Origin of the sequence: Shewanella sp. HL-SH5 (assembly GCF_051163755.1) — a bacterium.
GTDB lineage: Bacteria > Pseudomonadota > Gammaproteobacteria > Enterobacterales > Shewanellaceae > Shewanella > Shewanella glacialimarina.
On record NZ_CP195038.1, the window covers coordinates 3,836,022 to 3,858,903 of the forward strand.

At 41.7% G+C, this 22,882-nt stretch carries 23 protein-coding genes; 14 read left to right on the plus strand and 9 right to left on the minus strand.

What is annotated here, in order from left to right:
* Positions 1-66: 66 nt before the first annotated feature.
* The gene (gene recQ / locus ACRWQM_RS16760; protein WP_226411791.1) at positions 67-1,890 is read right to left on the minus strand and encodes a DNA helicase RecQ; all 1,824 of its coding nucleotides are present in this window, start codon (positions 1,888-1,890) and stop codon (positions 67-69) included.
* Between the two features lie 167 nt (positions 1,891-2,057).
* On the opposite strand from recQ, the gene ACRWQM_RS16765 reads away from it, so the two are divergent.
* Both ACRWQM_RS16765 and rarD read left to right on the plus strand, forming a co-directional pair.
* Positions 2,058-2,522, plus strand: coding sequence for a thioesterase family protein (locus ACRWQM_RS16765; protein WP_434927891.1), 465 nt, complete (start codon positions 2,058-2,060; stop codon positions 2,520-2,522).
* A gap of 115 nt (positions 2,523-2,637) precedes the next feature.
* On the plus strand, positions 2,638-3,540 hold the full coding sequence (gene rarD, locus ACRWQM_RS16770) for an EamA family transporter RarD (RefSeq protein WP_434930695.1): 903 nt from the start codon (positions 2,638-2,640) through the stop codon (positions 3,538-3,540).
* A 31-nt stretch (positions 3,541-3,571) separates the two neighbouring features.
* Here the strand turns inward: rarD and ACRWQM_RS16775 are convergent, their stop codons facing one another.
* The 5 genes from ACRWQM_RS16775 to radC form a co-directional block, all read right to left on the minus strand.
* Positions 3,572-4,111 (minus strand): PH domain-containing protein, encoded by a 540-nt coding sequence (locus tag ACRWQM_RS16775; protein ID WP_434930696.1) that lies wholly within the window; start codon positions 4,109-4,111, stop codon positions 3,572-3,574.
* 145 nt (positions 4,112-4,256) lie between these two features.
* Positions 4,257-5,576, minus strand: a complete 1,320-nt coding sequence (gene argA, locus ACRWQM_RS16780; protein WP_434927887.1) for an amino-acid N-acetyltransferase — start codon at positions 5,574-5,576, stop codon at positions 4,257-4,259.
* A 267-nt stretch (positions 5,577-5,843) separates the two neighbouring features.
* A complete protein-coding gene (gene rpmG, locus ACRWQM_RS16785) occupies positions 5,844-6,017 on the minus strand; it encodes a 50S ribosomal protein L33 (protein WP_226411801.1) in 174 nt (57 codons plus the stop codon).
* A gap of 6 nt (positions 6,018-6,023) precedes the next feature.
* Entirely contained in the window at positions 6,024-6,260 is a 237-nt protein-coding gene (rpmB, locus tag ACRWQM_RS16790; protein WP_235086910.1) for a 50S ribosomal protein L28, read from the minus strand.
* Positions 6,261-6,381: 121 nt separating this feature from the next.
* A complete protein-coding gene (radC, locus tag ACRWQM_RS16795; RefSeq protein WP_434930697.1) occupies positions 6,382-7,059 on the minus strand; it encodes a RadC family protein in 678 nt (225 codons plus the stop codon).
* Between the two features lie 151 nt (positions 7,060-7,210).
* On the opposite strand from radC, the gene coaBC reads away from it, so the two are divergent.
* The 5 genes from coaBC to folE all read left to right on the plus strand — a co-directional run bounded on the left by coaBC (position 7,211) and on the right by folE (position 12,429).
* Positions 7,211-8,404, plus strand: a complete 1,194-nt coding sequence (gene coaBC, locus ACRWQM_RS16800) for a bifunctional phosphopantothenoylcysteine decarboxylase/phosphopantothenate--cysteine ligase CoaBC (protein WP_434927884.1) — start codon at positions 7,211-7,213, stop codon at positions 8,402-8,404.
* Positions 8,401-8,859, plus strand: a complete 459-nt coding sequence (gene dut / locus ACRWQM_RS16805) for a dUTP diphosphatase (protein WP_434927882.1) — start codon at positions 8,401-8,403, stop codon at positions 8,857-8,859. Before coaBC ends, dut begins: the two co-directional genes overlap by 4 nt.
* 35 nt (positions 8,860-8,894) lie before the next feature.
* Positions 8,895-9,488, plus strand: coding sequence for a nucleoid occlusion factor SlmA (slmA, locus tag ACRWQM_RS16810; protein WP_226411811.1), 594 nt, complete (start codon positions 8,895-8,897; stop codon positions 9,486-9,488).
* A 138-nt stretch (positions 9,489-9,626) separates the two neighbouring features.
* Positions 9,627-11,603, plus strand: a complete 1,977-nt coding sequence (locus ACRWQM_RS16815) for an alpha/beta hydrolase family protein (protein ID WP_434930698.1) — start codon at positions 9,627-9,629, stop codon at positions 11,601-11,603.
* Between the two features lie 175 nt (positions 11,604-11,778).
* Positions 11,779-12,429 (plus strand): GTP cyclohydrolase I FolE, encoded by a 651-nt coding sequence (gene folE, locus ACRWQM_RS16820; RefSeq protein WP_226411815.1) that lies wholly within the window; start codon positions 11,779-11,781, stop codon positions 12,427-12,429.
* Between the two features lie 107 nt (positions 12,430-12,536).
* Here folE and pyrE read toward each other — a convergent pair whose 3' ends face one another.
* Together pyrE and rph are read right to left on the minus strand one after the other, a co-directional pair.
* Positions 12,537-13,178 (minus strand): orotate phosphoribosyltransferase, encoded by a 642-nt coding sequence (gene pyrE / locus ACRWQM_RS16825; protein WP_434927879.1) that lies wholly within the window; start codon positions 13,176-13,178, stop codon positions 12,537-12,539.
* Positions 13,179-13,249: 71 nt separating this feature from the next.
* Positions 13,250-13,963 carry a ribonuclease PH gene (gene rph / locus ACRWQM_RS16830; RefSeq protein WP_226411819.1) on the minus strand — a complete coding sequence of 238 codons (714 nt, stop codon included), beginning with the start codon at positions 13,961-13,963 and terminating at the stop codon, positions 13,250-13,252.
* A gap of 166 nt (positions 13,964-14,129) precedes the next feature.
* On the opposite strand from rph, the gene ACRWQM_RS16835 reads away from it, so the two are divergent.
* From ACRWQM_RS16835 to ACRWQM_RS16865, 7 genes are all read left to right on the plus strand, one after another.
* Positions 14,130-14,993 (plus strand): YicC/YloC family endoribonuclease, encoded by an 864-nt coding sequence (locus ACRWQM_RS16835; RefSeq protein ID WP_434930699.1) that lies wholly within the window; start codon positions 14,130-14,132, stop codon positions 14,991-14,993.
* A 193-nt stretch (positions 14,994-15,186) separates the two neighbouring features.
* Complete coding sequence (locus ACRWQM_RS16840; RefSeq protein ID WP_434930700.1) at positions 15,187-16,449, plus strand: tyrosine-type recombinase/integrase; 1,263 nt, start codon at positions 15,187-15,189, stop codon at positions 16,447-16,449.
* 28 nt (positions 16,450-16,477) lie between these two features.
* Complete coding sequence (locus ACRWQM_RS16845) at positions 16,478-17,203, plus strand: hypothetical protein (protein ID WP_434930701.1); 726 nt, start codon at positions 16,478-16,480, stop codon at positions 17,201-17,203.
* Positions 17,204-17,303: 100 nt separating this feature from the next.
* Positions 17,304-17,522 carry a helix-turn-helix transcriptional regulator gene (locus tag ACRWQM_RS16850; protein WP_434930702.1) on the plus strand — a complete coding sequence of 73 codons (219 nt, stop codon included), beginning with the start codon at positions 17,304-17,306 and terminating at the stop codon, positions 17,520-17,522.
* 5 nt (positions 17,523-17,527) lie between these two features.
* Entirely contained in the window at positions 17,528-17,734 is a 207-nt protein-coding gene (locus ACRWQM_RS16855) for a helix-turn-helix transcriptional regulator (protein ID WP_434930703.1), read from the plus strand.
* 113 nt (positions 17,735-17,847) lie between these two features.
* A complete protein-coding gene (locus ACRWQM_RS16860; protein WP_434930704.1) occupies positions 17,848-18,795 on the plus strand; it encodes a YagK/YfjJ domain-containing protein in 948 nt (315 codons plus the stop codon).
* Positions 18,796-19,047: 252 nt separating this feature from the next.
* Positions 19,048-19,698: an HGGxSTG domain-containing protein gene (locus tag ACRWQM_RS16865; protein WP_434930705.1), complete on the plus strand. Its 651-nt coding sequence runs from the start codon at positions 19,048-19,050 to the stop codon at positions 19,696-19,698.
* A 107-nt stretch (positions 19,699-19,805) separates the two neighbouring features.
* Here ACRWQM_RS16865 and ACRWQM_RS16870 read toward each other — a convergent pair whose 3' ends face one another.
* Positions 19,806-22,823, minus strand: a complete 3,018-nt coding sequence (locus tag ACRWQM_RS16870) for a UvrD-helicase domain-containing protein (RefSeq protein WP_434930706.1) — start codon at positions 22,821-22,823, stop codon at positions 19,806-19,808.
* Between the last annotated feature and the right edge of the window lie 59 nt (positions 22,824-22,882).

Consider the following 22,882-nt stretch of genomic DNA (forward strand, 5'->3'; position numbering starts at 1 on the left):
TGTTATTTGGTGTTCTACTTGAACATTTTTAATTTAGCAGCGTTTTATGGCCTGATAACCGAGACATTAGCTGTTGGCTAAATAGTCACTGATCTCATCAAGAAACTCACCACCGAAGCGGTCTAGTTTAATTTGACCTACGCCATTTACAGCCAGCATTTCACCTGGACTTGTGGGTAACATGGCAGACATTTCAGCTAGCGTTGCATCATTAAACACCAAATAAGGTGGTATATCGTGTTGTTCAGCAAGCTCACGCCGCAATAGCTTTAAGCGTGCAAACAACTTACGATCATATTGCTGCACTGAGCGGGTATTAGGCTTACGTTTCACATCGAGTAACTGGATCCGCGGCTCAGCTAACATCAACGCCATTTCAGCTTTTAAAATCGGTCGGGCGGCGGGATTTAAGCGAATACTGGAGCCACGGGTAATGTCTTGACTCGCTAAGCCAAGATGAATCAATTGCCTAAGTACACTTAACCAATGTTCGGCGGACTTATCTGCACCAATTCCCCAGGTTGTCAGCTTGTCGTGACCCCTATCCATCACATTGGCAGCTTTAGAACCTCTTAGCACATCAATAATATGATGCATGCCAAAGCGTTGTTGTAATCGAAATACACAAGAAAGCACTTTTTGCGCATCTTCTGTACCGTTGTATCGTTTAGGGGGGTCAAGACAAATATCACAGTTACCACAGGGTTCAGAGGCACTCTCATCAAAATAATGCAGTAGTACCTGACGACGGCAAGTTTGCGCTTCAGCAAACGCGGCCATGGTATGTAACTTATGAAACTCAACCTGTTGTTGCGGACCCGGTTCAGATTGTTCAATCAAGTGTCTAACCCTGCCGATATCGGCGGGGTCAAATAACATATAGGCTTCGGCTTCTAACCCATCTCGACCGGCACGGCCTGTTTCTTGGTAGTAGGATTCAATACTTTTAGGAATATCGTAATGCACCACAAACCGCACATTCGATTTATTGATCCCCATACCAAATGCCACTGTCGCAACGACTATGTCGACTTGGTCTTTTAAAAATTTATCCTGTATATCCGCTCTGTCATCCTGACTCATGCCCGCATGGTAACCTTGCGCGTTAAAACCTTGTAAACGTAAGCGCTCAGACACTTCATCAACGCGGCGTCGACTGCTGCAATAAATAATCCCACTGGCGCCATTTTGAACTTGGAGGTATTGGCGTAATTGATTCGCTGCATTGAGTTTTTCCGCTACGGTATAGCGAATGTTTGGACGATCAAAACTGGCTAATAGAGTATAGGGCTGAATATGCAAACGCTCACAAATACTCTGACGGGTAGCATGGTCTGCTGTGGCCGTTAATGCCATTAATGGAATGTGGGGGAAATGCTGTTTAAGCGCACCTAATGCGGCATATTCAGGTCGAAAATCATGACCCCATTGACTAATACAATGCGCTTCATCAACGGCAAATAATGAAATGGTAAGCTCATGCATGCGCTCAATAAAGTCCGGTCTTAATAACCGTTCAGGAGACACGTAAAGCAGTTTTATTTCGCCCTGGTGCAACTGACGCAAAATTGCGGCGCTTTGCTCCCGTGGTAAGGATGAATTTAAATACGCCGCACTAACCCCACTTTGCCTTAAGCTATCGACTTGATCTTTCATCAAGGATATTAACGGTGACACCACAATAGTTAACCCAGGCATAACGAGTGCTGGTAACTGGTAGCACATACTTTTACCACCACCGGTTGGCATTATCACCAAGGTATCGTTGCCGGATAAAGCTTGCTCAATAACCTCACGCTGCCCATCGCGAAAATCGCGATAACCAAAGACTTGCTGCAATTGAGCAGCTAATAAATCAGCATGAGTAGATTGAACGGGTTGTGATGTCATTAGCGGAAAATGGTTTATCCATAATTAGTTGAACGGAACAAAATGAGTCGACTATTCTAAAGCACCCATGCACAGATGTCTTGGCTTAAACCACATTCACCTCTATCAAATGATTAGAATTAGCGCTAGATTAAATACTCTACGTTTAATAGAAAGCAAGGACGAACATGACAACACCCATTCAAGCTCAAGTGTTACAGCAGGTTGCAGAGATTTTCGATAAGCATGTCCCGTTTCATAATCTATTAGGATTAGACATCATACGTTACGATATTCAGGGCGTAGAAGTGGCCATTAAGATGAAACCTGAATTAATTGGCAATATTCATCAAAACATTCTTCATGGCGGAGTAACAGCAACAATACTGGACGTTGTGGGTGGCTTGACGGTGTTTGCAGGGTTAGTTGGCAGTCGAGATAATTGGCAAATTGAAGAATTACAACAACGCCTCACCACCTTAGGTACCATTGATATGCGCATTGATTATCTTCGCCCAGGTAGAGGTCAGGTTTTCACTGGCACAGGCAGTGTTATTCGCTCAGGTAATCGGGTGTCAGTTTGTCGTATGGAATTACATAACGAAGAAGGCACTCATATTGCCTTCGGCACGGGCACCTATATGGTGGGTTAGTTTTGAGGCAGAATCTTTACAGCAGCAATCTAATAAGATAAATAAGTTTACTTGAGTCGGGCGACTATCAGGCCTACAATCTCCCGCTCATTTACCTGACAATTCCTGTGAACTTATGCCTGATTTAGAATACCGCAAAGGCGTTATACTTGCTGTGTGCGCCTACGTTATGTGGGGAATTGCTCCGCTTTACTTCAAATTACTTATCCAAGTGTCTCCGCTTGAAATCTTGATGCACCGAGTAATTTGGTCATTTGTATTTATGATCCTATTAATGCAATTTATCGGTGGATTTGGACGTTTACGCTTAGTGCTTAAACAACCTAAACAAGTTGCGGTATTAGTTTTCACCTCGATATTAATCGCCGCCAATTGGTTAATCTTTATTTGGGCCATCAATAATGACCGCATGCTAGATGCCAGTTTAGGTTACTTCATTAACCCATTATTTAATGTATTTTTAGCCATGTTATTTCTTGGGGAAAGATTACGTAAATTGCAGTGGGTTGCTGTGAGCCTAGCCTTCATTGGGGTGTTACTACAGTTAATTTCGTTTGGATCTATTCCACTTATATCGCTTGCATTAGCCGCCAGTTTTGGTTTCTATGGCTTACTGCGTAAAAAGGTCAATATCGATGCAAAAACCGGCTTATTAGTTGAAACAGCATTGCTGTTACCCATCGCTTTAGGTTACTTATTGGTGACGCTAGATTCATCTGCTACCAGTATGCTAGTTAACAACCTTAGTTTGAATCTCACCTTAATTGCAGCAGGTATTGTCACCACTATTCCATTACTTTGCTTTGCGGGAGCCGCGGTACGTATCCCATTTTCAATTCTAGGCTTCTTTCAATATATAGGCCCCAGTATTATGTTCATTTTGGCTATCAAGCTGTTTAATGAACCTTTTGATATGGAAAAAGGCCTAACGTTTGGATTTATTTGGTTAGCGCTTGTGGTATTTGTCGGTGACATGTTAGCACAACGTCAAAAACGCATTAATACAGCCAAGGTATAATTAACCTCATCAAGTCCCCACAAGCACTCATTTAATGGGTTAGTTGAGTATGGAGCAAAGCCAGTGCAGTATCTGGCTGCTCCACGCTAATCATGATCACATAATCTTTATCGATAATAGGCACTATTACCACTTTTTGTGTGCCATTTTCCGCCGCAACAACTGACAATAAGGCCTTATTGCCATTTTGTAATTTAAACCAGCCTAAAGCGTAACCAGGCAATCCTAATCCATTGATACGCCATTTAGGCTGCAATTGGGTTTGAATCGCTAAATCAGCGATGTACGAAGCCTGCCAATCAATGTCACTCGCGGTAAAATCTTGGCTATATAACGGTAAATTAAGTGATACGCCCGTATCATCCCATTTTAGCTCACTGTTATATGACTGATATAAGGTTAATACAAATACCCCAAACACAGCCAATAAGATCCCCATAGAGGCATACTTAGCATTTTTAGGCATAGGTTTACGCAATACTATAACGGCAATAACAAGCAGTCCTGCTAACAAACCTATCAGGCTATATAGCGCTGACGGCCCTAAAGCACTAAGAGAAATAATGTCCATAAACGTATTCCACTGGATAAAAAGATAATAATAAATTTAATCTGCCAGTAACGACATATTATGTCAACTTATCGATTTAATAAATGGCAGGCATAAAAAATGCCGGACAGACCGGCATATTTAACGAGACAACTGGGTTATTTGATTATAAATCCAGTGCCAATATTTTTGAGCGACGTTGATAGTTATACAACTGCTTTTTCTTACCGGGTAATGCTTCTACTTCTACAATGTTGAAGCCATGCTCTAAAAACCAGTGAATACTGCGCGTTGTTAAGGCAAATAGGCGTGAATAACCACGAACACGCGCTTGACCAATAATGTTGTTTAACAACACGCTGCCTCGGTCTGCATCTCGGTAGTCAGGATGAACAACTAAACAGGCAAACTCACCGGCATTGTCTTCTTCAAATGGATATAACGCGGCACAACCAATGACTAAGTTATCGCGTTCGATCAGCATAAATTGCTCGATTTCCATCTCTAACTGTTCACGTGAGCGACGCACTAAAATACCTTGCTCTTCTAATGGACGAATAAGATTCAATACTCCACCAATATCGCCAATAGTTGCGCGGCGTAAGCGCTCTGCGCTTTCTGTGACAATTTGGGTACCAATCCCTTCGCGGGAGAACAGTTCTTGAAGTAAGGCACCATCATCTAAATAGCTGACTAAATGACAACGTGGTACACCATTACGACAAGCATCAATACTGGCTTTAACAAACGCTGTAATGCCGGTACAAGCTGAACCATTTTGTTCCATTTTGGCTAAATGCTCTATGGCTTGATTTGGCATCAGTTCAGCAATCGCATTGCCATTTTCATCAGACAGGCCATTGGTTTCACTAAAACCAATAATTTTATCCGCTTTTAGTTTTACAGCAACCTGGGTTGCCACTTCTTCTGCGGTTAAATTAAAGCTTTCGCCCGTAACAGAAGCCGCTATTGGTCCCATTAAAATTATACAATTATTTTCTAACTGGCGTTTTAAGCCTTGAGTGTCGATACGGCGAACTTTGCCGCTTAAACAAAAATCAACACCATCGTCGACCCCTAAAGGCTGAGCAATCACAAAATTACCGCAGACTAAGTTGATTTGTGCATTTTGCATTGGCGTATTGCCAAGGCTCATGGATAAGCGCGCAGTAATATCAAACTGAACGGCTCCGGCAACTTGTTTGATTACCTTTAAGGTATCTTCATCTGTAATACGCACACCATTATGGTAAGCAGGCTCAATCCCCGCGGCCTGAAGGCCCGCATCTATTTGCGGCCTTGCACCATAAACAAGAACAATTTTAATCCCGAGAGAATGTAATAGCGCCACATCATTCAAAATGCCGCGAAAGTGATTATTCGCTAGCGCTTCCCCGCCTAACATGACCACAAACGTTTTACCGCGGTGGGCGTTAACATAAGGAGCAGAATGACGAAATCCATCAACCAGTTCTGTAGTTCTCACAGGCAAATTCACCTCATTAAATAATTAAGTTTCTGTATTGTGATGTAGGACACCCCTAAGACATCACACTTTATGCAATCCTATTGCATTTTAATTCACTAGAACAGCATTTATTATCACTTAGGGGAAAATAAAAATTCGCTAGCAAGTGTAAAAACTATAGGACAGCGATTTAGTTAAAGTCTTTAAGCCATTAGTATAGCTTACTTTATTGCAGACATAAAAAAAGCCCCAATAAAGGGGCTTTTTAAAAGAGGCATAAATCAATTACTTGATTTTAGCTTCTTTGTACATAACGTGCTGACGGATAACAGGATCAAATTTCATGATCTCCATTTTCTCAGGCATGTTACGCTTATTTTTTTCAGTAGTGTAGAAGTGACCAGTTTTAGCACTAGAGACTAATTTGATCTTCTCACGATTACCTTTAGATTTAGCCATTTTCTATTATACCTTTTCGCCACGAGCACGAAGTTCTTTAACAACAACTTCAATGCCTCTTTTGTCGATAATACGGATACCTTTAGTAGATACACGTAGTTGCACGAAGCGTTTTTCTTCTTCTAACCAAAAACGGTGGTTTTGTAGGTTAGGTAAAAAACGACGACGAGTCGAATTTTTAGCGTGCGAACGGTTGTTACCAACCATAGGCTTCTTGCCAGTTACTTGGCATACTCTTGACATGTCAATCTTCTCCAAAACAAATTTTTAACGCTCGAGCATTAATGTGCCTCGTATGGCCGTCGCCCGAGGCACAAAGAGGGCGCATTTTATACACGATTAGCTACATAAGATCAAGTAGTGATTAACACATCCATCCTCGCTCAGCGAAGGATACTATCTCTTTATCACCCACAACCATATGATCTAACAAAGAAACATCGATAGTTTCTAATGCAATTTTTATTCGCTCAGTTATTCGCCGATCAGCTTGACTGGGCTCTGCAATGCCTGATGGATGGTTGTGGCATACTATTACAGCCGCGGCGTTTTTTTCCAGCACTAAGCTCACCACCTCACGGGGGTAAACCGAGGCTGCATTAATAGTTCCGCGGAATAATTCTACAAATTGAATGACTCTATGTTGGTTATCCAACAATAGCAAGGCGAACACTTCATAGGATCGGTCCGCTAATTGTCTCATTAAATAGTCCCGAGTTAAATCAGGATTTGTCAAAATTTGGCCTTTTTGTAGATTTTCTCGTGCAATTCGCTTAGAAATCTCCGCTGCGGCCTGTAATTGAGCATATTTTACCGGTCCAATACCGGCAACTTTACAAATTTGCTGCTTGGGCGCTGAAAATAATTTACGCAAACCGCCAAATTGCGTAATTAATTGACGTGATAAATCCAGTGCATTTTGTCCCGCCAAACCATTACGTAATATTACTGCTAATAATTCAGCATCCGTTAATTGACCTGCGCCATTGAGTAATAGCTTTTCACGCGGTCCTTCGCCTTGCGGCCAATCTTTAATCCCCATAAACATTCCTTGTTTTTAATCGAATAAAATCTGTTCAAATAATTTATTGTCATCACAGTATGGTCGAATATTTTGATAATGGATCTTCACCCACTTTTGATTGCTTTGTGGTATCGTTAGCCGCATTACGATTTGAAGCGAATTTTTACCCATGCTGACAGATAAGAAAGTGTTATTAGGTATTGGCGGTGGCATTGCGGCATATAAAAGTGCCGACCTTATTCGCCGCTTAAAAGAGCGTGGCGCTGATGTGCGAGTTATCATGACTCAAAGCGCGATGGAGTTCATTACTCCTTTAACCATTCAGGCCTTATCAGGTCATCCCGTAGCGGCTGATTTACTTGACCCAGCTGCGGAAGCCGCTATGGGACATATTGAATTAGCGCGCTGGGCTGATGTTGTACTGCTTGCACCTACCACAGCAAACTTACTTGCCCGCATTAATGCTGGCATGGCAGATGATTTACTGACCACGACCTGCTTGGCAACTAGCGCACCGGTGATCATTTGTCCTGCAATGAATCAGCAGATGTATCAAAATATCGCTACACAAGAAAATATCGCTAATTTAGCTAGAAAAGACTTTACCCTTTGGGGACCAGCGTCCGGTAGCCAGGCCTGCGGTGAAGTCGGCCCAGGACGCATGCTTGAGCCATTAACCATAGCAGAGCAATTGGTTCAATTTTTTGCACCAAAGCTGCTCGCGGGTAAAAAATTGCTATTAACAGCAGGTCCCACCCGTGAAGCGATTGATCCTGTAAGATATATTTCCAACCATAGCTCGGGAAAAATGGGCTTTGCTTTAGCACAAGCAGCGACAGAAATGGGTGCTGAAGTCACACTTGTTAGTGGTCCAGTTAATTTGGCTACCCCAGCCAATGTCAGCCGTATCGATATAGAATCAGCGGAGCAAATGCTAGCTGCGGTTATGGCAAATATTAGCCAGCAAGATATTTTTATTGGTTGTGCCGCTGTGGCGGATTACCGAATTGCAGACATCGCAACTGAAAAAATGAAAAAGTCGGCAGATAAAATGCAACTGTCTATGGTGCAAAACCCAGATATACTCGCCAATGTTGCAGCGTTAGCCAATAAACCCTTTACCGTTGGATTTGCGGCAGAAACTAATAATATTGAACAATATGCCCGCGGTAAACTTGAGCGTAAAAAGTTAGATATGATTGCCGCTAATGATGTGTCTATTCAAGGCCTAGGCTTTAATGCCGATAATAATGCACTACAGGTATTTTGGCATGATGGGCAACATTCATTACCCGCAACAGATAAACTCTCGTTAGCGCGCCAACTGCTGACTTTAATCAATCAACAATTACCGACAACATGAAAACACCTATTGAACTAAAAATTTTAGATTCACGTATTGGTAGTGAGTTCCCACTGCCCGCCTATACCACACCTGGCAGCGCTGGTATGGACTTACGTGCGATGATAGACACCACGATGGAAATTGCCGCGGGTGAAACCGTATTAATTCCAACAGGTATAGCAATTCATGTTGCTGACCCAAGCCTTGCTGCAATCATATTGCCACGCTCGGGATTAGGTCACAAACACGGCATTGTATTAGGTAATTTAGTCGGTTTAATTGATTCTGATTACCAAGGTCCATTAATGGTGTCTTGTTGGAATCGAGGCTCGGCATCTTTTACGATAGAAATCGGCGATCGTTTAGCACAACTGGTATTTGTACCTATAGTACAGGCGCAATTTACACTAGTAGATGAATTTAATCACTCGGATCGTGGTGAAGGTGGATTTGGTCATTCTGGCACCAAATAACCCAACTTGCAGTCACTGAGTCAAGGAACATAAGAATGGCGGAAAGCCCTAAAATCAATCGTCGTGAACACATTTTACAATGTTTAGCTCAAATGTTAGAAACCAGCCCAGGTCAACGCATAACCACAGCCAAACTCGCTGCCGAAGTCGGCGTGTCAGAAGCGGCACTTTATCGCCACTTTCCAAGTAAGGCACGCATGTTTGAAGGGTTAATTGAATTTATCGAAGATGCGCTTTTATCTCGCTTAAACATCATAATGGATGAAGAGAAAGACACTATGAAACGCTGCCAATTAGTATTGCACCTTTTATTGGTATTTTCTGAGCGTAATCCAGGTATTTCACGTGTGCTAAATGGAGATGCATTACTAGGTGAGAACGAGCGTCTACGCAGCAGAATAAGCGTGCTTTTTGCTAAAATAGAAACTCAAATTAAACAAATTCTGCGTGAAAAAACAGTCCGTGAAGGTCGTGGATTTAATTTGGATGAAGCCGTTTTAGCCAATCTGCTACTAGCCTTTGCTGAAGGACGAATTTCGCAATTTGTTCGCAGTGAGTTTAAGCAAAAACCAACACTGCACTTTGACGAACAATGGACGTTTATTCAGCAACAGCTATTAAGAAGTTAACCCTAACAACCAAAGTGCAACGTGCTGATTAAAGGGTCTTTACCTAATTAAAAAACAGCTATAGAATTAGGTCAATCTGATTATTAAAGTAAGATATATCTCAATAACTTACGGGACTAGTGTTACTCAAGGATGAATATGAAAAACCATTATTTTTTTCTACTTTTATTAATTTTTACTTCACCTTTTGCTTTAAGTAATAATTCTGCCGAATTATTCAGCAAAGGGAGCCAATATAGCAATGTCAAAATATCTCCAACTGGAGATTACCTAAGCGCCATTACAAGTTTTGAAGGTAAAAATGTGCTGGTTGTCATGGCGTCAGACTCAAAAAAATTACTCAATACCGTCCATTTTGGTGAGAATGCACAAGTGGGCGATTACCAATGGGTGAATAATGAGCGCATTGTATTAGCCAAAGAATACTTAAAAGGCTGGCAAGATCATCCTATCTACTATGGTGAACTTTTTGCCATCAATGCCGATGGCTCAAAAAGCATGTATTTGTTTGGCCACAATAGCGGACAAATGCAAACAGGTTCCCATATCAAAAAGAACACCTCTATCGAAGCGACTGCATACATTCTTGATCCGATGACACATGATAATAAATACATGCTCGTCAATGCGGTGCCGTGGGCAGGCATGTCTTCAGGCGGGTTTATATCTTTAGATGAATTTACTGAAACAAAACAGGTTGTTTATCGTGTTAATGTTTATACTGGCAGTCGAAAAAAACTGACATTGGCCCCCATAGGCGGTTCGCGATTTCTAACCAACCTCAAAGGTGAAGTGAAATTTGTTTCAGGCGAAGATAAAAATAACGAAACAAAATTATTCTACAGAAATGATGGCGATTGGATTGACAGCAGTAAGTTAAACATTAATTTGTCCGAGTTTTCCCCTGTTTCATTTGCAGAAAATGATACCTCGATTTATGCCGTTGGCAGAAACGGTACTGAAACTATGGGGGTTTATAAAATTAATCTTGAAACGGGCGAGCTGCAAAAAATCATTCAAGATGAAAAAGTCGATCCAAGTCATTTTTGGAAAAACAACTCAACCCAAAAGCTTTATGCTGTTGAGTTTGAAAATGGCTATCCAACATATGCTTTTGTTGATCAAGATGATTCACACAGTAAATTATTAAAACAGCTTATAGCCTCGCTACCAGGACACCAAGTACATATCGTCAGTGAAACAGAGGATGGTAAGAAATTTATAATTAAAGCATTTAATGATCGTAATCCGGGTGATTTTTATCTATTTGATGCTGAAAAATTAAAACTCGAGTATTTAGTCTCAAACAAATCTTGGCTTGATCCAGACTTAATGGCTGAAGTAAAACCTATCACTTTTACTAATAGAAATGGCCAAACGATTAATGGCTATTTAACAGTACCAAATGGCAAACAAACGAAAGACTTACCATTAGTGGTTAATCCACATGGTGGACCGCATGGTGTACGTGACTGGTGGGGGTTCGATCCTCAAAACCAAATGTTAGCACACGAAGGAATGGCTGTACTGCAAATCAACTTTAGAGGTTCAGGTGGCTATGGGCTTGCTTTTGAAGAAGCTGGTTACCAGCAATGGGGCTCAAACACTCAATATGACATCATTGATGGTACAAAGTATCTTATTGAACAAGGTATGGCAGATAAAAACAGAATTTGTATTGTAGGCGGCAGCTTTGGTGGCTATAGCGCATTGCAAAGTTCTATACTCGCACCCGATTTATTCAAGTGTGCAATAGGTTTTGCTGGGATATATGATCTCGAATTGATGTTTAACGAAGGGGATATTGCCGACTCTCGCTCCGGCACTAGCTTTCTTAAACAAGTACTAGGACAGAATCCGTCGGCGCTAAAAGCCATGTCGCCATCAGCTAACGTCGATAAATTAAAAGCAAAACTGATGCTAGTTCATGGCGGTGAAGATAAACGAGCGCCGATAGAACAACTTGAATCACTTGAAAGAAGCTTGAAGGCCATAAATTATCCATACGAAAAGCTAGTCATGGACGACGAAGGCCATGGTTTTTATAATGATAGTCACCGTGCAAAATACTACCAAAAAATGCTTAAGTTCCTAAAAGATAACCTAGATATTTAGCCTCTTTTTCAAAAAAGTTTCTCATCAAAAGCCGATACCTGACTAAAAGGGTCGGCTTTTTTATGCCAGCAATATTAATTTAGTCCAAACCACGTTATCATCCCTATCCAGCTGCAGTGAGCAGCTCCCTCATTTTTAACGTACACTTTAGTGGTACTTGTTGTAGGAGAATATGATGGCACTATCTGAAACAGCCAAGAAAGTTCAAGCCGCATTAGCTGATAGAGGGCTTGAAACCCCTATGCTGCCACAAACCTCTACACCTGAAGAACGTAAGGTTAAAATTGAGCATCACATGCGTGAAATTCTAACCTTGATGTCGTTAGATTTGACGGATGACAGCCTAGCCGACACCCCACGTCGAATTGCAAAAATGTATGTCGATGAGATTTTTTCAGGCCTTGATTACGAGAATTTCCCCAAAATCACCGTCATTGAAAACAAAATGGGCGTTGATGAAATGGTGCGGGTGCAAGACATCAGTTTAACCAGCACCTGTGAGCACCACTTAGTCACCATAGATGGCTTTGCTACCGTTGCTTACTTACCACGCACCAAGATTATCGGCTTATCAAAAATTAATCGTATAGTGCGATTTTTTTCCCAGCGACCACAGGTACAAGAGCGTTTAACCCAACAAGTGTTAGTGGCATTACAAACCTTGCTTGAAACCAAAGATGTTGCGGTAAAAGTCGATGCGGTGCATTACTGCGTTAAATCCCGTGGCGTAATGGATTCAACAAGTTCAACCACCACCACCGCATTAGGGGGTATTTTCAAGTCAAATCCGGCTACCCGTGCTGAGTTTTTGCATCAAGTTAAATAGCCACAACAATTACCTATTGTGATAAATATTCCAATAAAAAAGCTGCAGCAATATGACTATTGCGCAGCTTTTTTATGCTTAAACTGAAACTAACTCATCAGTACCAATTAAATCCCGTACTGCTGACGATAGGCGCTCACCGAAGCTAGCTCGGTTTCCATGCCCGACTTTTCAGACAAATAACTGATTAAATCGGCTAATTTAATAATCGATACAATCTGACAACCAAAATCGCGTTCAACTTCTTGAATCGCCGACAGCTCGCCCTTACCTTTTTCTTGACGATCTAGTGCAATCAACACACCAGCAAGTTGGGCATTGTGGGCATTAATAATTTCCATCGACTCACGAATAGCGGTACCAGCGGTGATCACATCATCAACCAGCATCACCTTACCTCTAAGCTCACTGCCAACCAGGCTGCCACCTTCACCGTGAGTTTTTGCTTCTTTACGGTTAAAACAATAAGGAATATCCACATCATGATGATCACAAAGGGCGACTGCTGTAGTTGTTGCAATAGGAATGCCTTTATAAGCCGGGCCAAACAACAAATCAAATTCAATAGCAGAATCAATTAATGCAGCGGCGTAAAAACGTCCCAAACGGGCTAAATCCTTGCCTGTATTAAACAATCCAGCATTGAAAAAGTACGGGCTAGTACGGCCAGATTTTAAGGTGAACTCACCAAAGCGTAATACTTGGCGTTCTAAGGCAAATTCAATAAACTCACGTTGATAAGCTTTCACTTTCATTCCTCTACAATCAAATTTTAGATTAAAAAAAGGACCACCAAAGGTCCTAATTTTTCAACAGCATATTAACTTAATGCCGCTTTCTGTACATCGACAATTTCACGAATACTGTTTTTAGCTAAGCCAAGCAATTCTAGTAACTCTTCGTGGCTAAATGGCTCACCTTCTGCAGTACCTTGAATTTCAATAATTTTGCCCGTTTCAGTCATCACAACATTCATGTCGGTTTCAGCAGCACTGTCTTCAATGTATTCTAAATCACTGATCGCTTCGCCTTTATAAATACCGACACTTACTGCTGCAATTAAAAACTTAAGCGGGTTAGCTTTAATAATGCCTTTACCACGCGCCCAGTTAAGCGCATCAACCAATGCCACACAGGCACCAGTAATAGCAGCAGTACGCGTGCCGCCATCAGCTTGAATCACATCACAATCGATAACGAGAGTATTTTCGCCTAACAGCTTCATATCAACTGCAGCACGTAATGAACGACCGATTAAGCGTTGAATTTCTTGTGTACGACCAGACTGCTTACCACGAGCCGCTTCACGGTCCATACGGCTATGGGTCGAACGCGGTAACATACCGTATTCAGCCGTTACCCAACCTTGTCCTTGGCCTTTCAAAAAGCGCGGTACACCTTCAGTAAAGCTAGCGGTACAAAGTACTTTAGTATCACCAAACTCAACCAATACCGAACCTTCCGCATGGGCAGTAAAGTTACGGGTAATAGTAATAGGGCGAGTTTGAGCGGGTGTACGATTGCTTGGGCGCATGAAAAGTCCTGTAGTCGAATTCGTATTTAATTTGGGACAATATTATAGTCGCATAAGCTTACATATGCCATGTAAAGGCGACATTGTGTGAACGAATCCTTTAACCCCTTGTGATAAAACCGCTATAATCGAAAATCAATTTGGTTAATATCATATAGGACACTTCATGATCCAAAGCATGACAGCCTACGCTCGTATCGAGCATAAAGCAGACTGGGGCACAGCCTCATGGGAAATTCGTTCAGTCAATCAGCGTTATTTAGAGACCTACCTACGCTTGCCAGAACAATTCCGTAGCTTTGAGCCCGTGCTACGTGATCGCCTGCGTAAACGTTTAAATCGCGGTAAAGTGGAAGTAAACCTACGTTATGAACTAGCCGACAACAGCACAAACGCATTGCAGTTAAATCAAGATTTAGCCAAACAATTACTTAATGCAGCCAATTGGCTAAAACAAGAAGCCGGACAAGGCGAACTAAGCCTTACCGACGTGCTACGCTGGCCTGGCGTGTTAGCTTCAGCAGAGCAAGATATGGACAGCATAGGCAGCGAACTGATGACCGCCTTTGACAGCGCCATCGACCAATTCATTGAAGCCCGCGGCCGTGAAGGTTCAGCGATAAAAGATATGCTACTAAGTCGTTTAGACGGCGTGACCGAGCAAATCAAAGTGGTCCGCGACCACATGCCTACTGTTATGCTGTATCAGCGTGAAAAACTGACTAATCGCTTAGCCGAAATTCAAGGTGAATTAGACCCGGCACGAATTGAGCAAGAAATGGTATTGCTGGCTCAGAAGCAAGATGTGGCTGAAGAGATGGATCGCCTTGAAGCGCATGTGACCGAAGCCCGCAGAATCCTTAAAAAAGGCGGCAGTGAAGGCCGTCGTTTAGACTTTATGATGCAAGAGTTTAACCGCGAATCAAATACTTTAGCCTCAAAATCAATTAGCGCAGAAATCACTTCTGCAGCAGTAGAGCTTAAAGTTTTGATAGAGCAAATGCGCGAGCAGATCCAAAACATTGAATAGACTTTAAATCCCTTACTACAGCTCACTAAAACCCTGTTATAACATCTGTTATAACAGGGTTTTTTATTTTTAAGTTGTTTTTACTTGTTTCATATTGTTTGCTATTGTTTCATAAAAAGTGGGACTAAAATGGTGACTAAACTAATTAGTCCCACTTTTATGTCAGATTAGTCACCAATTTGGACTTAAGCGAATGAATGATAAACAAATAAAGGCTTTTATAAAAACTAAAGAGCTTGGACGCAGAGCCGCAGGAGGTGGCCTGTACATTAGAGTGCAGACGGAAGGCACCGCATATTGGGAAGTAAGATACAGCGTTAATGGCAAAAGGCGCTCAATGATGATTGAAGGTGGCACCTACCCTGCCATGCCTTTGGTAGAGGCAAAGGCTGAAGCCGCAAAAGTAAAGCTATTAGCTAAGCAAGGTATAGACTCACTGGCCGAAAGGGAACGCCAGCAGCAAGAAACCATCATCACTGTTAATGACCTTTTTGCCGATTGGTATCAAACAACAGCCTCACGCTTAAAGCATGACGAAATACCACTGCGAATGTATACGAAAGAAATTAAGCCCACCATAGGCCAACTTAGAGTTGCTGATGTCAATGCTCGCGACATTCGGGCCATCATTCATAAAGTGGCCACCAGCAACCGCCCTACAGTTTCCAATAAAACACTTTTATGCTGTAAACAGCTTTTTAATCATGCCTGTAAGTTAGACCTTATCACTGGTAACCCTGCGGCAGCTTTCAAACCTAATGATGCTGGTGGCGTTGAGAAAAGCCGTGTTCGAGCACTTAAAATCGCTGAGGTGGTTAGCCTATTTAATGTATTGCGAAACAACAGCCATATTTTCACCAGAGACAATTATTTAGCGATTGCATTATTACTTTCATTGGGTGTTAGAAAAGGGGAGTTGATAGCCGCTAAGTGGCAAGAGTTTGAGTTTGATAAACAGCTTTGGCACATGCCAAAAGACCGAAGTAAAACAGGGGTAGCAATTACCATCCCCCTACCAACAGCAACTATCAACTGGCTTAAGGAACTTCATGTTAGAGCTGGTGGATCTGAATTCGTTTTCCCATCACGTCGCGCAAGTAAGCGCAGAGGTTACATATCTAGCGACACCTTAAACCATGCCCTAGCAAAAGTGTTTGGTAAAAAAGTGGATAGCAATAAGGAACCCTATGACAACTTATTAGGTCAAGCTGGAATCGAGCACTTCACGATCCATGATTTACGTAGAACATGTCGGACACTACTTGCTAGCATTAATGTACTGCCTCATGTAGCTGAACGCTGCCTCAACCATAAATTAAAAGGCATAGAGGGTACATACAACCAACATGACTATTTGGATGAGCGGAGAGAGGCATTGGAGAACTTATCTAATCTAATTGCCCCTGCCATCAATGATGCTCACAACACAATAACGCCTTTTATTAAACGTGCATAATTCAACCCGTTACAGGTATTAAAATTATATGAAGACTAAAATCGATTTAACGTTTCGACCTGATAACCATGACATCATGTCCACACTATTCACACGTACCCTGAGTGAACAGCTTATAACGCTAATAAATAAAGGTGCGCCTCTACAGCAATTGTCCATTGTTAGTGATTGCAACGCTGATAAAAATCTAAATTTAATCAATACCAGCTTAGGAGAAATACATAACCTACACATGGTATTAGATGATTTACAAACAGAATATGTTACCAATAGCGAAAGAATGAATGATATAGAAAAACAGTCACTGGCTGATGAATACGCATCTTGTCATCACAAACTAATGTACCTAATCGGACAATATAATTATGAGGTCGAGCATGAAGACCTACTGAATAGAGGGCTAACATCGTTAAAGTCAGCTCAGAAGAAATCTCATAAAGCCTTTTTCAAAAAATATCTCAATGCCATTAGGCTAACAGAGTTCATTTTAGAAGACTTTTATAGCGATCAAGCTAATCACCCTTATCCGCCAATCCTCGTAATAAGGCACATTGAAAGGCTATGTGTAGAGAATAAAATCAGTTACCCCAAAGATTTTAACTCTGATAAGTTCAAAAGCATGCTAAATCCAATTATCAACGATATAAAGAAAAAATTTTCTATTGAGCAATCTTGGGTTGGTGCTCAAAAAACACCTTACCAAACAATACCTTTTAACAACTTCAAACAAAAATTCGTCCATTACATCAATTAGTATTGTCTAATAATAAAGGGTAGTTGGCTGAGCCAGCTATCCTTTAAAGAATAAGAACCCCTACAAAATCGCTCTCGAACTAACTTAAACGAGAGTGACTATGACTACATTAAATCAAACTTTACCTGACCGCATAGTACGCGAAGCAGAACGCAAAAAGATTACCTCCATTTCACGCACCACAGCATGGTCATTAGAACGTAAAGGGCTATTTCCTAAACGCAGACAGCTTTACCCACAAAGCACTTCAGTTGGATGGTTACTATCCGAATTAACCGATTGGGTATCTACACGTCAACCCATCAGCGCGGCAGGATAATAACAATGACTAAGAGTAACGACGATCAACTGGCCCTTTTCATTGATGCACACAGACTGGTTAGAAAGCCTGAAATACAGCGATTACTAGACGTAAGCCGCTCAACATTAGGCCGAAGAATCAAAGCGGGTCAGTTTCCTAGCCCGTCAGTCATTGAAAGTGGTCGCCCATGCTGGTTATTTAAAGATATCCGTGCATGGCTCCCCCAATAACGCAATGGTATGCAAAGCAGGTTATATACCTGCTTTTTATTCGACTGTTGTGACACAGTTTGACCCACTTAATTAACTGCTACTTTCAGCCCTAATCAAGCGCAAACCCAGCAATGCAGGTAAAAACAAGTAGATTGGCATCTGTCGTTACAGCGGATATTAAATACTATAACGGCCCAGCAACACTGAATTGCAAATTAACGAGAATAATCATGTCTTTCTGTATAACAAAACATAACTCAACATTAGTCGCCTACAAGAACCACGCTTACAGTGTTTATAAGCCTAAAAGTAAAACATTGAAGCCAAAACTCGTAACACAGGTTATTGCTAGCTGTGAAACCATGCTAAGCCATTACAGCAAAGTATTTTCCGTTAGGGTTGATTTGCATCCTAAGGGCTATTCAGCAGATAACAAAGAGATCTGCCAATTCCTGACCGAACAAGTTAACAAACTCAGTAAACGCTATAATTGCAAAATCCAGTATCTATGCGCGCGTGAACAACACCAATCATACAAACAGCATTACCATTTAGCATTAATGCTTAGCGGGCATAAGATCCAACACCCTAAAAAACTACTTAGCCTTTTACAGTCCGACTGGGAAAAACTAGGTGGTTCAGTGGCTCTAGTAGATTACCCATTCAATATAATGCTACGTGGTAATAAAGCCTCCCTTAAACAAACAATTTATCGACTCAGCTATCTGGCAAAGGAAGCAACAAAAGAGCTGAACGGTAAAGCACGTTCTTTGCTAAGCAACAAACTCAAAGCTGCATCAACCTTTGACGAGCAGTTAGATATATTGCTGGTGGACCCATACATCACATTCCAGCGCAACCGTCGAATACAGGCTTATCATGCTACTCACAAGCAAAAGTCTCCGAGCGACAAGCCAAATATAAAAACGAAACATGCTTGGTTTACTACTCAATCGCTCGCTGTGCAGCTTCAACAATGCATTGCCACTAGAACGTCGTCATTAGCACATTTAAGCCCAAAACCACTTTTTGGGGCATCTACATGCCATGATGAGATTCACTATGTTCGACTTAACTAATGATCACTGATCACTTTAAATGAATTAGCAGTCCATGAACCGATAACCTAGCACTGGCACTAAAACCCAACTAGAAAAAAGGTGACCGAACACCAAACTTGAGCGCACACTCTGAAACACACATGCTCTAAGGTTTATCGGTTTTCAACCTAAAAAGTCGAAATAATAATTTAGAAAATACCAAACAAAGCCCATGAACCGAACCGTTACTAAAAGTGATCACTATTATGAACAGTAAAAACAGGAGTATTGATGACTAAGTTTAACCTTCAAGACTTACCCCTATGTGGCGCTAAAACGCGCTCAGGAAAACCCTGTAAACGATATGGCAATAAGGCTAATGGGCGATGCAAACTGCACGGTGGACGCTCGACGGGGGCAAAAACAAAGGAGGGGAAATTAAAGGTCAGGCTTAATCCATTACTAAGTTCATTCACTTGGTTTATAGACAACCATTTTAAGCTAAAAATCACCAAGCAACAGGCTGAAAGTGCAATCACTGCATATATCAACCTAGCAAAACTAAGCGACAGTCACCAGAAATCTGCTTACACGGACGCGATGGCAATTGTTGCAGAATTCAGAGTCGAGTTAGAAACGCTCAAATACTACATTGCTGAATATGAAAACGTTGACGCTCTCATGCTTATTCAGTCAGCCTTAGATCAATACTATAAAGATATTGGCAGCAAGCACCTTTACTTTCATGTCCACACACCTGTATACCCAACACCTTTTTTTAATCAATGCTTGCTCAGCAATGCACAGCATCAACAACATCTAAATTGGGACGCTAGCAGCTTGCGCAAGAAAGGCATGTTCTACACTGGTAAGGTAAAACAAAGCGACAATATGCGTGAATTAAAAAAACGCATTAAAACGTTACAGGCTTTAGCAGAATAAACAGCTACCAGTCTATGCAAAAGCTTTATTTGCTAGCGGAGCCCACTCAAAGCTCACCTTATTGTGACGCAATAAAAACTACCACCAAGATTGTCATTTATAATCCGTCATAATTTCGATTGTTCTAGTAAGCTGGTGGCAGCTAGCTTGTTGATTTTATTACTGCAACTGTTAAGTGCATCCCTTCTATAGTTGTTGCAGCCCCAGAACTCACCATAAGGGCCCGTTCTTAATTTCATATCGCCACCACAAACACTGCAAACCGGCGCTGTATGGCCACAAGAATCATTAAGGCATACCTTAAAGCCGGTAAACCGTTTACGTGTCATTGGGCCACCGCAAAGCTCACATCCCTCCTCTTTATGAGCACACAAAGGGAAATGGGAGCATGAGAAGAACGATTTGAAGTTGCCAACTCTGGGTTTCAGCGTACCTGTAGTACAGCGCACACAGCTTATGTCCTCAAAAATTTGTTGCACCAAAGAGGTGTTGAATTCATCTTTCTTAATGACATAGTTTTCTTTAAGCAATTCGATCACAAATGGACTCACGTCAGTCATATCAGCAAGCACGTATGCTCGGTGTTTTGCCCGAGTTAATGCCACGTAAAATAAGCGGCGCTCTTCTGCAAATTCAAATGCCTCTGCCTTAGGTAAAAACGCATCAAGTATGGGAGGGGTCACTTTCATCGACGGGAAACCATTTTTGCCCGTTTGCATCCCCATGATCACCACATAATCAGCCTCTTTACCTTTTGAGGCATGAAAAGACTGGCATTCGATAGTCAGCTTTGGATATCGTCTGTTTAACTGCTTTAGTTCAACGTTGTCGGGTAGTTGAAACCAGAAGCGCGCCAGCAGATACACAACAGGCTGGGCTTTTGACTTAGTGCTAAGTTCATCCTCAACCTTTTCAACACGCTTGTTAATCGCATTCAAAGCCTGTTCAAGTGCATTGAGGCTTGGTTCATCTTGATTGGCAGGCTCTTGTGCGCCTCGTCGTATCAATGACACCGCGGGGTAATCAACTTTTGAATTGGAGCGAATGTCTTTTTTCAGCTGCACAGGGTTTTTGGTCACAAACTGTGTCGCGACATCACCAATGCTATTGTTAAATCGGAATGTTTCGTCTAAATACGTTTTAGCTGTCGGGCCGAAATATTCAGTAAACTGAGTGGTTAAACTGACATCTGCTCCGCTAAATCGATAAATTGCCTGCCAATCATCACCCACGCAAAACAATGATGCTTTGGGTTTGCCCCCAGGTAAGCAAGAGTCCCGTAATGCTTTGACTAACCGAGCCCTAGGCTCTGAGATATCTTGAAATTCATCCACCATGATATAGCGCCATGGACTAAGAAATTGCCCTTGTTGGATATAGCCTAATGCTTTGCCTATCATGTCTTCAAAATCGATATCGCCAGATGCTAACAATTGCTGTTGGTAACGATTTAATATGGGCTCTAGTAACTCAAATGCCTTACGGGTCTGCTTCGCATCTGCGGCATTGCTAAACACCATTTCTAGTTCATGATTATCAAGACAAGCTGATTTGTACAAGCCAATTAGCTTACTGAACAATTTGGCTAACTCAGTAACACGACCAAGTTCATTAAGTGTCGCTAGTATTGCTTCATCAGGTAGCGGAGACACTTTAATATCTAACGCATGAATAGCGTGCTCAAGCTTATGAGTAAGCTGACCTTTTTTATGCTGATAGTAAAATAGTTCAAGGCAAACTGTTTCATGCTCGTTATGCAATTGGCGCTTCCACGCCATCGACTCCAAATATTGCTGGTTATCGATATAAGCGGCTGTACGATCATCTTCATCAATGCCGTAATACTCGATGTAAACCCCGTAGTCAGGTAAATAAAAGTCTGGTTGATATTGACTAAAATCAACCGTGCTTACATCGTGCTCATACTTAGCTTCATATTTGTATTCAATGCCATGACTGAATAGCCAGTTTGCAATGTATAGCTCGCCAAAGCTTTTTACCCGCTCCCCTTTAAGGGTGCGGATATCATTGTCATTAAGGTATTGAAAATACTCACCCTGAGAATCAAAATCAAAAGGGCTTTTTTCAACATAATAATATTGACTGAAGTACTCAAACAGCTGCTTACGATAGGCTCCGTCTTCAATCAATGTTTCAAGCGTGCTTTGTACCCAGCTGTCTTTCGCTTTTTCATCCTCAGCCCAAGGCGATAGGCTCGGTGATTTGCCTTCGACTTGAGCAATAATTCTTAAACCTAAACTATGAAAAGTGCTTGCTTTAATGTCATCGGTATCAAGCTTCTCCTTTATGCGCTCGTCCATTTCATCAGCCGCTTTTCTGCCGTAAGCAAGCAGTAATATTTCATCGGTTTGTGCCTGACCACTGTTAATTAAATAGCCTGCACGGCCCACCATTACGCTAGTTTTACCCGTACCAGCCCCTGCTAATAGCAAGTTATTGTTATCATCAATCACACAAGCTCGTTGCTGCATCTCAGTCAGAGGCTTAGATTCAACATGTTCAAAAAAATCTGCAAACTTGAATAGCTGAGCTTTTACATAGTTTTCACGCAGCTGTTCGATGTCTGCTTTGTTCCAGCTATACATCTTCTGTAATTTGGCTAACGCTGCGTTTATATCATTCGCCAATGGCATATTTTCACACCAAGGGAACCAACGCCGATATTCACGATCGATTCTCGCCTGCATCATCTCCAAGCGCGATTGACGCAAATATTCCCTAGAAAGTGTTAACTCAACCCTCGCCACCAGATTATCCAATTGTTGAGCATTGTGGGTAGCCCAACGTTGCGCTATGTCATTCTCAAAATGTTTTCGAGCAAAATAGCTGAGAAAAAGGACTTGATAAGCCTTACCTGAAACAGTAAATCCAAGCAGATAACCTAAAGGACTAAAACTAAACTTCGGTGGGCAATCTAATTGTTGCCATAAAAAACTCACTTCAGCTGGTGGCTCTTTAACTGAACCGAACTTAGCTAAAAACTGCCCCTGAGCACGATAAAATGTAATGCCTTTCTCGGTGAGAACCACAGCATTTGGCTTGCCCCTATAAAAATGGCCAAACCAACTGTGCTTAATTGTTTGCGCTGACGGCTTTGATGACAATGTGTAACCTACTGCTAATAAATGGCTTTGATGTTCTCAAGCAACTTGGTTGTTGAATT

What these genes read in the sequence shown, in the direction of transcription:
- ACRWQM_RS16835 (WP_434930699.1), top strand. Translation starts at nt 14,130, where the DNA reads ATGATCCAAAGCATGACAGCCTACGCTCGTATCGAGCATAAAGCAGAC.
- recQ (WP_226411791.1), bottom strand. Translation starts at nt 1,890, where the DNA reads ATGACATCACAACCCGTTCAATCTACTCATGCTGATTTATTAGCTGCT.
- ACRWQM_RS16865 (WP_434930705.1), top strand. Translation starts at nt 19,048, where the DNA reads ATGACTAAGTTTAACCTTCAAGACTTACCCCTATGTGGCGCTAAAACG.
- ACRWQM_RS16815 (WP_434930698.1), top strand. Translation starts at nt 9,627, where the DNA reads ATGAAAAACCATTATTTTTTTCTACTTTTATTAATTTTTACTTCACCT.
- rpmB (WP_235086910.1), bottom strand. Translation starts at nt 6,260, where the DNA reads ATGTCAAGAGTATGCCAAGTAACTGGCAAGAAGCCTATGGTTGGTAAC.
- dut (WP_434927882.1), top strand. Translation starts at nt 8,401, where the DNA reads ATGAAAACACCTATTGAACTAAAAATTTTAGATTCACGTATTGGTAGT.
- radC (WP_434930697.1), bottom strand. Translation starts at nt 7,059, where the DNA reads ATGGGGATTAAAGATTGGCCGCAAGGCGAAGGACCGCGTGAAAAGCTA.
- slmA (WP_226411811.1), top strand. Translation starts at nt 8,895, where the DNA reads ATGGCGGAAAGCCCTAAAATCAATCGTCGTGAACACATTTTACAATGT.
- ACRWQM_RS16845 (WP_434930701.1), top strand. Translation starts at nt 16,478, where the DNA reads ATGAAGACTAAAATCGATTTAACGTTTCGACCTGATAACCATGACATC.
- ACRWQM_RS16840 (WP_434930700.1), top strand. Translation starts at nt 15,187, where the DNA reads ATGAATGATAAACAAATAAAGGCTTTTATAAAAACTAAAGAGCTTGGA.
- ACRWQM_RS16765 (WP_434927891.1), top strand. Translation starts at nt 2,058, where the DNA reads ATGACAACACCCATTCAAGCTCAAGTGTTACAGCAGGTTGCAGAGATT.
- rarD (WP_434930695.1), top strand. Translation starts at nt 2,638, where the DNA reads ATGCCTGATTTAGAATACCGCAAAGGCGTTATACTTGCTGTGTGCGCC.
- ACRWQM_RS16850 (WP_434930702.1), top strand. Translation starts at nt 17,304, where the DNA reads ATGACTACATTAAATCAAACTTTACCTGACCGCATAGTACGCGAAGCA.
- ACRWQM_RS16775 (WP_434930696.1), bottom strand. Translation starts at nt 4,111, where the DNA reads ATGGACATTATTTCTCTTAGTGCTTTAGGGCCGTCAGCGCTATATAGC.
- coaBC (WP_434927884.1), top strand. Translation starts at nt 7,211, where the DNA reads ATGCTGACAGATAAGAAAGTGTTATTAGGTATTGGCGGTGGCATTGCG.
- ACRWQM_RS16855 (WP_434930703.1), top strand. Translation starts at nt 17,528, where the DNA reads ATGACTAAGAGTAACGACGATCAACTGGCCCTTTTCATTGATGCACAC.
- ACRWQM_RS16860 (WP_434930704.1), top strand. Translation starts at nt 17,848, where the DNA reads ATGCAGGTAAAAACAAGTAGATTGGCATCTGTCGTTACAGCGGATATT.
- rpmG (WP_226411801.1), bottom strand. Translation starts at nt 6,017, where the DNA reads ATGGCTAAATCTAAAGGTAATCGTGAGAAGATCAAATTAGTCTCTAGT.
- rph (WP_226411819.1), bottom strand. Translation starts at nt 13,963, where the DNA reads ATGCGCCCAAGCAATCGTACACCCGCTCAAACTCGCCCTATTACTATT.
- folE (WP_226411815.1), top strand. Translation starts at nt 11,779, where the DNA reads ATGGCACTATCTGAAACAGCCAAGAAAGTTCAAGCCGCATTAGCTGAT.